Genomic DNA, 13,407 nt, shown 5'->3' with positions numbered 1-13,407 from the left:
AACTGTCGAGGGAATAGCGGTTAACAATGAAATTGAACCATACAAGCCGCTGAAATTCGTTACGGCCACAAGAAAAGCGTGGCCTTCACTAGGACTCGCTTCGCTCGCCGTCTAGCGGGGCGTTATACAGGGCGTTCGTCTTGACGTACGTACCGAGAGGCGTACACTTGGTGAAAAGTTAAACACGCAAGAGGTGCGTTATGACCGGAATCACTGCAACTGAGGCGCGCAGCAACCTTTATCGGTTGATTGACGAGACCGCCGAGTCCCACCAACCAATCGTCATCATGGGTAAGCGGAATAAAGCTGTTCTGGTATCCGAAGAAGACTGGTCTGCTATTCAAGAAACACTTTATCTGCTCTCCGTACCCGGTATGCGGGGGTCTATTCGGGAAGGGATGGATACCCCCGTGGATGCATGCGATGAGGAGCTGGACTGGTGACATGGAAGTTGGTTTACACCAAGCAGGCCCAGAAAGATGCAAAAAAGTTGGCCTCCAGCGGCCTCAAACCAAAAGCCCAGGAACTGTTAGCGCTAATAGCGGAAGATCCTTATCGCAAGCCGCCTCCGTTTGAGAAGCTAATTGGTGATCTTGCGGGGGCCTATTCGCGTCGCATTAATATTCAGCATCGCCTGGTCTACCAAGTACTGGAGGACGAGCAAGTGGTGAAAGTCCTCAGACTCTGGAGCCACTACGAATAATGCATAACCAGCCGCTGTTGCCGGACAATTTTTCCACCGCTTCGCGGCTCCAAAATTGCCGCAAAGCTCAGCGTTAGGCTAAAAGCTTAACTTTCATTATTGCGTCTTTGTTGCTGATAGTTGGAAGGTGTCATTTTCATTTTCTTCTTAAAGAGACGACGAAATACGCTATCGTCCGTATAACCCAGAGAAAGGGCGATTTCCTTTACGGACGTATTGGTGGTTGCTAACAATGTGCAAGCATGGCTTATTCTAACCCCGTCAATAAAGGCTTTGGGGGTTTCTCCGGTTAACTCTTTTAACTTACGATTTAGCGTACGTTCAGATACAGCCATTATTTTTGCCAAATCACCAGCGCTCATGGTTTGGTAGTGTGCTTTACGAATGGTATATTCCGCTTTTGCAAGGAATGGATTGTTTGAAGCCTGATACCCCTCCGGCACATACAGGTTTTGAGATTTTGGTATCGCATCAACGACAGAAAAATCAGCCACAACCTTCGCCGTTTCAATACCAGCAAGCTTTTTCACTACATGCAATGCAATGGTAACCCAGGAAAGGGGGCCACCAGCAGTGATGATACCGTTATCATCAATTAATTCACTTGCCCATACCGCATTCGCCTTTGGGAATCGTTGCTTTAATTCATCATGTAACCACCACGTGGTAGTGCATTTTCGGTTATTAAGTAAGCCCGCCTCTCCAAGTGCAAATACACCGCTACAAGAGCCACACATGAGCGCTCCTTTTTTATATTGTGTAGCCAACCATGAGCAGGTAAGCATATCTGTAGTGGTTTTCGGTGGGTGTCCTTGACCATTTGGAATAAACCCAGGTACCAACACTGCATCGCAATGCTTAATTGAAGCAAAATCAGAGTCGACCTCAAAATTACGCCCATGCCCGTCAGTTATCGGCTGCCCATCATGATTCGCCAAAATCACGTTTGGGTGCCAGTCCACCTTCGAAAGTGCTCCATCTCCAGACTTCTGCACAAAATGCAAACCACTTAATGCAAAGATATCAACCATGCCCATAAGCCCTGATGGTAAGGCGTTATTCACTGAAAGAATCACAATTGTCGTCATTCATACACTCCAAAAAACAATGGCAGATATTGCATGTATGGTGTCTTTTTTGTCACTACTGGTCAAGCTGAGCCAAACCCTACAATGGCACCTCGATTTCAACGTAAGGGGAATTTATGAAAATTTTCAATCCTATGCGTAAAGCAAGTATTTATCTAACTGTATTTCTATTCATTTTAATGAATGCGTCTATATCACGCTCAGAAGTACCAAAACAGGAGACTATCATGAAAGAAGCAACCTATATTCCATTTGAGGCTAAGTCTGGACAAGACAAAGAGCTAACTGCTTTTCTAAAGGAAGGCGCAACATTGGTCGCGCAAACTGAACCCAATACCTTGTATTGGTATGCGCTTAAAAAAAACGATGGCAGTTTCGGAATTTTTGATTTTTTTCCAAATGAAGCGGGCCGGTCAGAGCACTTTGCAGGGAAAGTAGCAGCCGCATTAAATACCAATGCAGATACGCTCGTAGCGCATGGTTGGGATAAGGGGGTTGTTGCTAATATTTCTAACTTTAGCATTTTATCCTATAAAGAACCTGACACAGACTTAGAAAATGCTACAAGCGCAACTTATATAGTGTTAAAAGCCCAACCAGGAAAAGAGCAAGAATTACAGCAGCTATTAATCGGAGCCGCATCTGTTGTCGCACAAACTGAACCAAAAACGTTGTTATGGACATCACTTAAATTAGATAGCAACACTTTTGGTATTTTTGATACCTTTACCGATGAGGGTGGAAGAGAAGCTCACTTTGCCGGGAAAGTTGCTGCTGCCCTCAAGGCCCAAGCGGATGATCTTGTCGTTGGCGGCTGGGATAACGGTGTTCTAAACAACATTCATAATTTTGAGATTATTGCAGAAGCTGGTAAATAATTTTGGTCTTCTAGCTTGTATGCTCACAATTAGCCTGACAAAGTGTTCAACTGGACCCTGAAAAGCGCGGCGGGACGCGCAAAAAGCGCCCGCCCAAAGGCCGAGCGTTAGTTTAATAAGGAAAGGAAATCACTTGTCAGAAACGCTGAGAGCTTTGAAGCCACCTGGACTAAGGTCTGGAATGATTGGCCTGATTTCCCGTTTTCAGGCACCTACTGGCGCCTTCGCCGTGGTGATCTGGTGTTCTATCGCAGTAATACAGGCATAGGCGGGGGATACCAACCACGTTGTTTTATCACTCGGCCCTGACAACGCGGACAATATTAAAGTTATTTCGTTTGGCGAAGGTTTGCAGAATCCGGCGCAGCCTGCCGTCACTCGCGGTAAGTAAGTTGCTCCGCCCTGGTATTGAAGGGTTTTAACTAGCACACTACTACACCCTCTGTGAAAGCTGGCGAATATCTTTCATCGGCGGCGCCCCAAACAGACGGCTATATTCTCGGCTGAATTGTGAGGGGCTTTCATAGCCGACCTCAAAGGCCGCTTTTGATGCATCGAGGTGTTCTGCCAGCATTAGTCGACGCGCTTCATTGAGCCGCATTTTCTTCTGAAATTGCAGTGGGCTCATCGCAGTCATACTGCGAAAGTGGTTATGAAATGCAGAGACGCTCATTCCCGAGTTATTCGCCAGGTCTTCGACTTTTACTGGCTTACTGAAGTTTTCTTTCATCCATTCGATGGTGCGGGCAATCTGGTAGCCATGGTTGGCGTTCGAGGTAATAGCGCGTAAGCGTGGGCCTTGGTCGCTTTTCAGTAATCTATAGAAAATTTCTTGCCGAATAAGGGGGGCGAGAGGCACGATATCTTCTGGCTGACTCGCAAGACTAAGAAGTCTGCAGAAGGCATCATTCAAATTTCCGGGCACCCGGCTGACTCCGATTCCGCAGCGGTCTGTCTGTTTCTTATCCGGCGTTATCTGATTATCTATCATTAGTTGTGAAATCAGGCGAAGGTCGAGTTCCATGGTCAGGCCCAGATAGGGCTTCTCGGGTGAGGCTTCAATAATTTGCGTGACGACAGGAAGCTCAACTGAGGTTATCAGGAAGTGCTCGGCGTCGTAGATGAAGGTCTCTTCTCCAAGGAATAAGCGTTTACGTCCCTGGCCGATCAGGCAAATGCTCGGAGCTAGCATATAACTGGTAGGGTCGGTGGGTTCGGTCCAGCGGTGAAGACTCAGTCCTGGTACATCGGTATCTATGCGGGCTTTCTGTCCGATAAGGCTGGCAATGAGGCCGCTTAGCTTGTTGTCCAAGGCGCTATCTGAACTACTTATTGAGGTGTTTGTGGACATTCGCTCGCCCTGTCGGCTGCTTTCGATTAGGTCTCTTTATATTAGCACTGGCTTGAGGGCAGGGTTGAGGCTCTCTGTTGTTGATTGTAGTAATAGGCAAGGATCGGCAATTTATCGGCAAGTGTGATTGTGTGTGGTGTCTTGAATAATAAGATCTCAACTGATTCGTTTGTATCACCGTTGCACCTTAGGGTTGCGATCTTTCCGCTGGAGATATTACCTATTACACTCTATTCCTCAGGCTTCTATGTTATTCAGTAGCTTCTAAGGGCTTTAATCAGAGTGTATCCAGCGGATCAACATCGATGTGCCAGCGTACTTTGTTGAAGCCTTTTAATTCCTGAAGTTGTTTCAATGCCGCATCGAGCGTCTGGTGCAAGGCCTTACGCTCGCTGCAGAACACCTGTAGCTGAAAACGGTAACGACCGTTTCGGCGTTCCATAATTGCAGGCACCGGGCCGAGCAGTGTGACGGGGGCGTCTTTCTGGCCGTATTGTTTTAACCAGTGTTGCAGTATGTGCCGGGCCTGTTCGAGAAAGCGTTGAGCCGTCGCTCTGTCTTCACATTCGCTGCGTAGCATGGCCATGTGCGAGTATGGCGGCAGTTGCTGATCTAAGCGCTCGCGCAATATCGAGAGTGCCAGCGCGTGATAACCGTCATCGATTAACAGGTTGAGTTGCGGGTGGTCGGCATAGAGGGTCTGAATCCAGACATCGCCGGGAGACTCTGCCCGGCCAGCACGTCCGGCGACCTGCTTAATTAACTGCGCCGAGTGTTCCATTCCCCGGAAATCCGCACTGAATAATCCAGCATCGCTGTCGAGTATTACCACCAGTGTGACATCGGGAAAGTGATGGCCTTTGGCCAGCATTTGCGTACCGACCAGAATGCACGGATCACCAGTATGAATTTCTTCAAATAAATCATCGAACGCCTGCTTCGTACGCACGGTATCACGGTCAACGCGCTTTACGGGTGTTTGCGGAAATAACACGGACAGATGGTCTTCAATGCGTTCAGTGCCCTGACCGATGGGTTCAATATCCGGCGAGTGACACTCCGGGCACACTTTCGGCACGGGTTGCTGATAGTCGCAGTGGTGGCAATGCAGGTGCGGAGGATATTGGTGCAGTGTCATGCGCGCATCGCAGCGTCGACACTCTGCATTCCAACCGCATTGTTTGCACGCTAATAAGGGGGCAAAGCCACGACGGTTTAAGAATACCAAGACCTGCTTGCCGCGATTCAGGTGTTGCTGCATGGCGCTGAGTACTGGTTCGGCAAAGCCGTGCACCAGAGGTTGATGCAGAATACTGTGGAGCTTCATGCCCGGTGGTCTGGCATTTCCGGCACGACGGGTCAGTTTTAAATGCAGGTATTTGCCTGTTAATGCGTTATGCAGACTCTCCAGCGACGGCGTTGCAGAGCCAAGCAAGACAGGTACCTGAGCCTGATGGGCACGCACGAGTGCAAAATCCCTCGCCGAGTAGCGCAGGCCATCCTGCTGTTTAAAGGAGCCGTCGTGCTCTTCGTCGAGAATAATCAGGCCCAGGTCCGGCAGGGGGGTAAACACCGCTGAACGGGTACCGATCAGAATCCGCGCCTGACCTTCACGCGCCTGTCGCCAGCCTTGCAGTCGTTCACGATCATTCAGACCCGAGTGAAGCAGTGCGACGGGCACATTAAAACGTTCCTGAAAGCGGCGCACGGTCTGCGGTGTCAGGCCGATTTCAGGCACCAGCAGCAGCGCCTGTTTTCCCTGTTTTATTACCTTATCGATAAGCTGGAGATAGACTTCAGTTTTGCCTGAGCCCGTCACGCCTTCAAGCAGACAGGCCTTAAATTTCCCCAGTACGTCAGAGACTTTTTTCACCGCCGATGCTTGCTCGTCATTTAGCTGCAATGCCGGTCGGACGGATTCAGGTAGTGCAGGGACTGGCAGTCGCGTCTGTTCCTCGATTAATCCGAGTTCGGCCAGCTTACGGCACTGGGCCAGCGAAAAGCCCTGAGCTGTCAGAAATCGATGAGCAATGTATTCCTGTCGCTGAAACTGCTGCCACAATGCCAGCTGCTTGCTGCCTTTGAGTGCTGGCTCTGTATTGGGTGAGGCGATACGTTGCCAACCGCTCTCATCGGCTTCGTTCAGTCCGGCTCCGCGCCGCAGCATGGTTGGTATCCAGTGTTCGAGCACGTCACCCAGGCTGTGGTGATAGTAATCTGACATCCAGCGGGCAAGACTGAGGTCACGCGGAGCCAGTAACGGTGCGTCATCCAAGCGTGCTAACAAAGGTTTGAGCTTATTCGTGGGAACTTCACTGCTGTCACGAGTGCCCAAGACAATGCCAGTGAGCAGCTGTCTGCCAAAGTCTGCACGAACCCGCTGACCGGGTTGGTAGTTTTCTCGGGCGTCACCCTCTACCGGCAGGTAATCGAAGGTGCGTAACAGGGGGACGGGCAGAGCGACGTCGACAACATAAAAGGACATGAAAAAGCTTGCTGATACGGAATGCTCTGGTATTATGCGCGTCCTTATTGCCCTTGCAAGGGCATATTGTATCTATAACAAGCCAGTAGCGCGGTGCATACCGATATTGGGCCCAGCCTGAGAGATCAGGCGAAGAAAGTGGTCCCCGGGATGTGGCGGCGCGAAGACTGTGAGGTGATTTATGAAAGACGGTATTCATCCTGAGTACGCTACCCTGGAAGCAACCTGCTCTTGCGGTAACGTAGTTAAGACTCGCTCGACCAAGCCAGGCACTATGTACCTGGACGTATGTTCTGCATGCCACCCGTTCTACACTGGTAAGCAGAAAGTTCTGGATACTGGCGGTCGTATCGACAAGTTCCAGAAGCGTTTCGGTGGCTTCGGCGGTAAGAAGTAATCGACGCGTTCTGAAAAAGCCCGCTTCTGCGGGCTTTTTTGTGCCTGCTATTTCTTCTGTATCCATCTTTTCGTTAGCCACCTTCTGTAAGCGCTTACTGACCACTTTGCGCTCTGGTCTCTGAGCCTACTGATTTGATACTCTGAAATGCAGTCGGGACGGCCCGGCCAGCATTCTGCTGAACACCACTGGACGGCCAGTCATCCTGAAGCCTATGGGAGACTGATATGCAAAGCCGCACCAACCCACACAAGCAACCCCCCCTCCGTCGATTCTCATCCATCCCTGTGATTGATATTTCAGGTTTGTACTCCGCTGTGCCTGCTGAGCGTCAGGCGGTTGCAGACAATATCCGCGATGCCGCAAGAGACGTTGGTTTTTTCTATGTCTGCGGACATCGCATTCCCGGGACAGCGACCGACGATCTGGTCGCGTCTGCAAAGCAGTATTTTGCTCAGCCATACGAACAGAAGATGCAGAATTACATCGGTTTGTCGCAGAACCACAGTGGTTACGTTCCAGAGGGCGAAGAAGTCTTCTATAGCCCGGGCTCAAGTTCAGACGTGAATAAACCCCGGGATCATAAAGAGGCGTATGATGTTAACTACGACCTGAGTGATCTCAGGTATCGGAGGCCGATGCTTGGCCCAACGCTCTGGCCAGACGATGCCGATTTCAAAGCGAAAGTGAGTTGTTACTACGGCCACGGAACCGAGCTCGCAAAGGTTCTGTTCAGGGGCTTTGCTCTTGCACTAGGGCAGGAGGAGACCTTCTTCGATGGCAAGCTGATTCGTCCACCGAATCAATTGCGCTTGATTCATTACCCTTACGACCCGGGCGTGCAAGACACCCAGGGCATTGGTGCGCATACGGATTACGAATGCTTCACCTTACTGCTACCCACCGCCGATGGCCTTGAAGTGTTGAATGGTGAAGGGCGCTGGATTGATGCTCCCGTCATCCCCGGATGTTTTGTCGTTAATATTGGCGACATGATGGAAATACTGAGTAACGGCCATTTTAGAGCAACGACTCACAGGGTGCGTAAAGTGAAAGAGGAGCGTTACGCATTCCCGCTCTTCTGTACCTGCGATTACGATACGGTCATTGAGCCTGTGATGGCCCCTTGTGAAGGGGCTGAGAAACAGTATCAGCCGGTCAGGTGCGGTGATCACTTGTACGCTCAGACCATCGATACATTTGACTACCTTCAGAAGCGACTACGGCTGGGCGAAATAGAACGTCCTGAAACACAACCCGACCTTGGCTTTGGCCGCAAGGAGCAGGCTTCATGAAACGGAAACGATGGATAGAAAGCCTGGTGGATATCGCTTGCGGGCAGGGCGCCGTCTGGCCAAGGAACTCGGTTCCTGAGTGGATGTGCGGTGCTTTCAGGCGGCGGTGCATCAGTTTTGCTAATGGGTTAACTGATACAGACACACGGGTGTTCTGGCTTCAGTCTGGAGCGCTGACGATAGATCTACGTTTGCCACTCGAATACGAACAGCAGGCGGAGCCTGAAAATAAGGCGGATTACGAAGGCTGGTACGCGCACAGTGTCTGGCAACATAACCTGCTCGACTGGCAGGGAGGCGTGTCTTCGCTGAGTGAAAACCGTTGGCCCGAGCCCGCAGAGCTAAGGCGTGTGGGCAATTGCATGATGGAGTTCGCGCCAAGCGGCGCCTATGTTGAAGACTGGCGCTTGTTAAACAGTGTGCCGGGTTTATTCGTCGGTCTGGAATTGATCGGTGAAGAAGACCTGACGACCGGTGCCAGCCGCGAATTACAGGGAGCGCTTATCCTTGCGGGTGATTACATGGGTGCTGTGTTAAACAGATCAGCGGAAGAGTTTATTACGGACATCGGCGAGCTTGAGGGCGATGAGTTCGTCGTCCGCCACTCTCGCGATATTCATAGAACAGGGAAGCTGATGTTCAGCGCTCTGTTCGAGGCTGACGACGGAGAATTTTTCTACGATACAAGTCAGCCCGAACAGATAAGGCTGGTGGCTGGTCAGAAGTCCTGGTCGTTTCGTATTGATACTCTTGTTGGTGACTTTCACTTCGCCCCCGGTACATCTCAGTCAGAGAGTGCAGAGCGCTGGTTTAAACAATTTCAATCAACGCTTGGCCGTTACCTCCGGCGGGTTGTGTGAGTGCTCTGTCTGGATGACCTATCGGGGTCAGTTAGCCCATGCCGGGCAATTCTTCCAGCGGCTGCTATGCTTAAAAGTCAGGTAAAGCAGTTGGGTTATGGAGCCTCCAATGGAAGACGAAAAAGAGTTTGATCTCAGTGAGGGGCAGCGTATCGCGCTGCTGGAGCGAACGGTGTCTTTCAATCGAAAGGTTGTGATTGTACTTATTGTGCTCTCGGTCGTTGGGTTATCAGCGTTGTCTACATTGGGCATTGTTTCGTTACTGAAAGAAGACGTCGCCTACGCTAAGGCCGCAGAGCTGGAACTGGTGACAAAAGAAAATGAAGCGTTGCGCATTCAGATGGCGGCGTTTGAAAAATCACTGGTGCAATACCGTATGATTATGGACACCAGTCAGGCGTCTGGCTTTAAAGAAATTCTTCTCGATCAGGAGCAGAGCTATCAGACGCATCTCAGTGCGTTAAAACAGGGGATGCGTGATCTCGCGAAAATGATGCCGGGCTCGCGTACCTGGTTGGAGATGTATGACGAACAAATGGATATCGCATTGGAAGAAAGCCGCCAGCGAGTTCAGAAACTGGCGGCTATTCAGACTTCGGAGCTCAGGAAGAAACCTGCAGCAACGTCGCCCTGAATAAAGATAAGTACTTAGCCGCGATGGTCAGAGACAAAAGGATTGTGCTGACGTTCGTGGCCGAAGGTTGAATTCGGGCCGTGCCCACAAATAAATTCAATATCGTCGCCCAGCGGAAACAGCTTCTCGCGGATGGACGAAACCAGTTCGTCGAAATTTCCTTTTGGAAAGTCAGTACGACCAATCGACCCGTTAAAAATAACGTCGCCGACTAAGGCTTTTTTGCTGTCTTTATCGAAGAAGACAACATGCCCTGGTGTGTGGCCGGGCGCATGGATAACCTCAAGTGTCACGTCACCCACTGTGACCGTATCGCCATCGTTCAGCCATTGATCCGGCGTAAATGACTCAACGTTGGGAAATCCGAACATCATAGATTGCTGCGGCAACGATTGAATCCAGAAGTCGTCTTCCTTATGAGGACCAATAATAGGGAGGCCGAGGTCGCGCGCTAAGACTGCGGTGCCTCCAGCATGGTCAATGTGTGCATGCGTCAGCAGAATTTTGGTGGGGGTCGCCCCCATTTTCTCAATCTGCGCTTTGATTTTATTAATTTCACCGCCGGGGTCTACGATGGCGGCTTCTTTGGTGTTGTCACACATCAGAACAGTGCAGTTCTGCTCAAAAGCAGTGACAGGAACAATGGCGATCTGCAAAGCCATGAAGGCCTCCTTAAAATACTTCTACTACGTCAGGTGACTGACCGGCGAATTGCGGCATGGTCATTCCTGCACGCGCGTTAATATAGGTCGGGTCAGTGACTGTGTACTGGCGGCCATTATAAACGACTGCGTTGCCTTTCACCTGACCTGTAAATTCAACGGCTGCGGCCACATGCCCCGGATAATCCAACAGTACGACGGGCAGGCCCAGCAGGTCGTGCACCAGTAGCGAGAACAGTGCGGCTCTGTCTTCGCAGTCTGAGGCTGCATAGTGCAGGGTTTCAAGTGGGAACAGGTAGTTCTCAGTATTAAACTGCTGCTCGTCGGTCTGATACTGAAAGGCGTTCTGGACAAAGTTAAGCAGGCGGTTTACCGCGACTTCTTCAGAGTGCCCCTGTAACAATGGCTTCAGTTGTCTAGTGAGCTCGGCCCGTGTCGCAGCGGGCAGATCCAGAATCGGATAGCGTGGCAGGTTCAGCTGGGGCATGGAATCCAGATAACGGATCTGCTCCGTTGGGTAGCTGACGACAACATTCACTGTTTCTTCGCCTTCCTCATAACTGAGCGTCCGCTTGCGGATATCTCCCGCACCATTAAAGCGCTCAGGCATTTTGAAGGCCACCGCACGTGACGCTGTCTCGTGCTGCTTGCCGTAGGTGTAGACCTTTCCTGCGATTCGTACATCACCATTGAGTGGCAGGGCGTAGTAGCGTTCACCACTGAGAGTAAAATAGGTGACGCCATACACATCGTCGTCAGCAGGCATTAACAGGTAAAGGCGGTCGTTGTAGGCAAGGCGGGCGTCATAGCCAAGTTTTACGAGCATAAACCAGCTCAACATAATGCGGCTGTCGGCATTTCCCGCTACGGCCTCAGAGTAGTCTGATACAAGCCGTGCTGTTGCCCAGTCGCTGAGGGACAGAGACGTCTTAGTGGCATTGAGCTGCTCTAAGGCGGGTTTGAAATCACTCCGTGCTAACGCTTCCCACGCTGAGGCTATAGCGTCGGAGGAGGGCCTGGATGAAAATGCACGTGGCATGGCTTTGTTGTAGGGCAGGCGTAAAGCGTGACCATAAAAGTTAATACTGGCGGCAGGGCCTTTAATTTGTGGCTGGGGTGCCACTTTGACCGGCGTTTGCTCTGGCGTTGTGTTGTCGGGCAAGTGCGTTGGCGTCGGAACAGGCACACTTACGACTGGCGTAGGTTCGGTTGCTATGTCTTTAGGCTTCTCTTCTGGCGCATCAACAGGCGAATAAATCGGCGGTGCTTTTGGGATGTTTGTGGGTTTTGGGGCCTTATCTTCTTCCTCGCCTGATTCGGTATCGACGGGTTCCCAACGCTGCTTCAGAAATCCGATAAAGGCTTTGTCGTTTTCGTCGAGATAGCTCTGAAATTCTTGCTGAGTCGTGGCGCGCCAGCGTTCGTAATCGCTCATACCTGGGTTCGCGACGACAGAAAGAGTAGCTGCGCTGGCGACGACACCGCTGGCTATCAGGGTGCAACGGATAAGATGTTTCATTGGATCTCCCCCAAAACAAAAAACCGGTACAGAGTTACCCCGGTACCGGTCTGGATATCATACGCTGAGCTGACTCAGTTCATGTTCAGCATTTCTTCGCGCATTTCGTCGAAAGACTTCTGAGCCTGAAACTTCTGCCACAGAGCTTTCTCGTTGTTCATTGAGGTTTTCAGGGCCTCTTCTGCCAACTGGTTAACGGTGTCGGCGTCGAGACCAACGAGAACCACCATGCCGCCGCTAGGCGTAGGCATCTGACGGAAGATCTTGCTGCCAGTCAGTGTCTGCTTGGTGATCTGTTTGGTTGTCACAGAGTTTACCTGATCAACTGTTTCGTCGTCCGCTGTACCCGTGGTTTCGGCGTACTGTTTGATCATGTTCTGAACTTCTACCTGCATGGTCTGAGCAAGTTCAACGCGCGCGGCAGTCGCTGCCATTTGCTTCATGAAGTTTGCGCCAGCGGCAGATTTATCGGCGTAACCGACGGCGGTCAGGTCGACGCCATCAACAGGGGCACCACAGACCCACGCAGGAGCAGGCTGCATGCTGCCATCGGCGAAGACACACTCAGCAACTTGAGGTGCCGGTTCGTTAGAGGAACACGCAACCAGCAGAGTGGCGGCAGCGGCAGTAAACAGGTGACGGATATTCATCCTTAATCTCCTACAGGTATTTTCAAAAGACTCGTTCGAGAATAGCCGAAGCAATATTAAAATACTACCGCACTCAGACGGCTACTCTCACCACTTGTGATCTGAGTCAGAATCAGTGCTGATGCCCGCCAATGCCGTGGGCGTGGCCGTGATCAAGCTCTTCTGCAGTCGCTGCACGAACTTCCAGAATCTCGACGTCAAAATGTAAGGTTTTTCCGGCAAATGGGTGATTAGTGTCAACGTCTGCCATGAAACGACCGACCTTTACGATGGTCACCTGACGCTCGCCCTGATCTGTGTGTACAGAAGCGACCATGCCTTTGCTCCATTTCTTTGAGCCCTGCAGGTGCTTGACTGGGACGCGCTGCACCGAACCTTCAACGCGGTGACCGTAGCCATTTTCTGGTGTTACAGTGATTTCGAGCTTGTCTCCGGCCTGCTTGCCTTCGACAGCTTCTTCAAAGCCCGGGATCATGTTGTTGTGGCCCTGCAGGTAGGCAATCGGATCATGGCCCGCAGTGGACTCAATCTGTTTGCCATCGGCATCTTTAAGGGTGTAATGCAGCTGAACAACCGTATCTTTGGCGACAATCATGAGCGTTTCCGTAGTCTGTGTATGGTGTGGTTAACTGTGATCATTAAGGCGCGAAGTATCCGGTATCCGCGTGTTTACTGCAACGCTGGCGCCTCTGTGCGATAATCCACCCCTGTCCGGACTGGCAAATTTGTCTTGCCAGTCTCAGGAGGGGAACCCGGTGAAAATCCGGGGCTGTGCCCGCAACTGTAAACAGTGGCTTTTATCCGGTCGACTGTCAGCCAGATTGCCTCCCGGACGTGCAAACCAATTTCTATGATCGAGCGGGTTACTCGATGATGAGCTCTCTG

General features: G+C 51.1%; 14 protein-coding genes and 1 riboswitch. Of the genes, 7 read left to right on the top strand and 7 right to left on the bottom strand.

All coding sequences use genetic code 11. The annotated features are described in order from the left end of the window. The first annotated feature begins 200 nt into the window (after positions 1 to 200). Positions 201 to 443: a type II toxin-antitoxin system Phd/YefM family antitoxin gene (locus AC5E51_RS11390; protein ID WP_022990187.1), complete on the top strand. Its 243-nt coding sequence runs from the start codon at positions 201 to 203 to the stop codon at positions 441 to 443. Continuing rightward, complete coding sequence (locus AC5E51_RS11385) at positions 440 to 703, top strand: Txe/YoeB family addiction module toxin (protein ID WP_068440496.1); 264 nt, start codon at positions 440 to 442, stop codon at positions 701 to 703. Before AC5E51_RS11390 ends, AC5E51_RS11385 begins: the two co-directional genes overlap by 4 nt. A gap of 86 nt (positions 704 to 789) precedes the next feature. Here AC5E51_RS11385 and AC5E51_RS11380 read toward each other — a convergent pair whose 3' ends face one another. Further along, entirely contained in the window at positions 790 to 1,791 is a 1,002-nt protein-coding gene (locus AC5E51_RS11380; RefSeq protein ID WP_297530850.1) for a GlxA family transcriptional regulator, read from the bottom strand. A 116-nt stretch (positions 1,792 to 1,907) separates the two neighbouring features. Here AC5E51_RS11380 and AC5E51_RS11375 point away from each other — a divergent pair, with 116 nt between their 5' ends. Continuing rightward, the gene (locus AC5E51_RS11375) at positions 1,908 to 2,669 is read left to right on the top strand and encodes a putative quinol monooxygenase (protein ID WP_301376756.1); all 762 of its coding nucleotides are present in this window, start codon (positions 1,908 to 1,910) and stop codon (positions 2,667 to 2,669) included. 433 nt (positions 2,670 to 3,102) lie between these two features. Here AC5E51_RS11375 and AC5E51_RS11370 read toward each other — a convergent pair whose 3' ends face one another. After that, on the bottom strand, positions 3,103 to 4,020 hold the full coding sequence (locus AC5E51_RS11370) for an AraC family transcriptional regulator (protein ID WP_491227456.1): 918 nt from the start codon (positions 4,018 to 4,020) through the stop codon (positions 3,103 to 3,105). A 277-nt stretch (positions 4,021 to 4,297) separates the two neighbouring features. Continuing rightward, positions 4,298 to 6,505 (bottom strand): primosomal protein N', encoded by a 2,208-nt coding sequence (locus AC5E51_RS11365; RefSeq protein WP_297530858.1) that lies wholly within the window; start codon positions 6,503 to 6,505, stop codon positions 4,298 to 4,300. A gap of 181 nt (positions 6,506 to 6,686) precedes the next feature. On the opposite strand from AC5E51_RS11365, the gene rpmE reads away from it, so the two are divergent. The 4 genes from rpmE (at position 6,687) to AC5E51_RS11345 (ending at position 9,691) form a co-directional block, all read left to right on the top strand. Continuing rightward, positions 6,687 to 6,902, top strand: a complete 216-nt coding sequence (gene rpmE / locus AC5E51_RS11360; RefSeq protein ID WP_068435180.1) for a 50S ribosomal protein L31 — start codon at positions 6,687 to 6,689, stop codon at positions 6,900 to 6,902. A 227-nt stretch (positions 6,903 to 7,129) separates the two neighbouring features. Further along, positions 7,130 to 8,197, top strand: coding sequence for an isopenicillin N synthase family dioxygenase (locus AC5E51_RS11355; RefSeq protein WP_374964905.1), 1,068 nt, complete (start codon positions 7,130 to 7,132; stop codon positions 8,195 to 8,197). Then, positions 8,194 to 9,057, top strand: coding sequence for a hypothetical protein (locus AC5E51_RS11350; RefSeq protein ID WP_301387968.1), 864 nt, complete (start codon positions 8,194 to 8,196; stop codon positions 9,055 to 9,057). Before AC5E51_RS11355 ends, AC5E51_RS11350 begins: the two co-directional genes overlap by 4 nt. 109 nt (positions 9,058 to 9,166) lie before the next feature. Continuing rightward, positions 9,167 to 9,691, top strand: a complete 525-nt coding sequence (locus AC5E51_RS11345) for a hypothetical protein (RefSeq protein WP_301387970.1) — start codon at positions 9,167 to 9,169, stop codon at positions 9,689 to 9,691. A 14-nt stretch (positions 9,692 to 9,705) separates the two neighbouring features. On the opposite strand, the gene AC5E51_RS11340 is transcribed toward AC5E51_RS11345, so the two are convergent. From AC5E51_RS11340 to AC5E51_RS11325, 4 genes are all read right to left on the bottom strand, one after another. Further along, complete coding sequence (locus AC5E51_RS11340) at positions 9,706 to 10,347, bottom strand: MBL fold metallo-hydrolase (RefSeq protein ID WP_301388011.1); 642 nt, start codon at positions 10,345 to 10,347, stop codon at positions 9,706 to 9,708. 16 nt (positions 10,348 to 10,363) lie between these two features. Continuing rightward, positions 10,364 to 11,872, bottom strand: coding sequence for a transglutaminase-like domain-containing protein (locus AC5E51_RS11335; RefSeq protein WP_301387972.1), 1,509 nt, complete (start codon positions 11,870 to 11,872; stop codon positions 10,364 to 10,366). Positions 11,873 to 11,946: 74 nt separating this feature from the next. Beyond that, positions 11,947 to 12,522 carry an LPP20 family lipoprotein gene (locus AC5E51_RS11330; protein ID WP_076515723.1) on the bottom strand — a complete coding sequence of 192 codons (576 nt, stop codon included), beginning with the start codon at positions 12,520 to 12,522 and terminating at the stop codon, positions 11,947 to 11,949. 112 nt (positions 12,523 to 12,634) lie between these two features. Further along, a complete protein-coding gene (locus AC5E51_RS11325) occupies positions 12,635 to 13,117 on the bottom strand; it encodes an FKBP-type peptidyl-prolyl cis-trans isomerase (RefSeq protein ID WP_491778608.1) in 483 nt (160 codons plus the stop codon). A gap of 100 nt (positions 13,118 to 13,217) precedes the next feature. Continuing rightward, a riboswitch (cobalamin riboswitch) is annotated at positions 13,218 to 13,369 on the top strand. Positions 13,370 to 13,407 lie beyond the last annotated feature (38 nt).

It is taken from the genome of Thalassolituus sp. (assembly GCF_984348125.1).
Note: the sequence above shows the minus strand (reverse complement) of the source record. Positions and strands in the feature narration are given on the sequence as shown.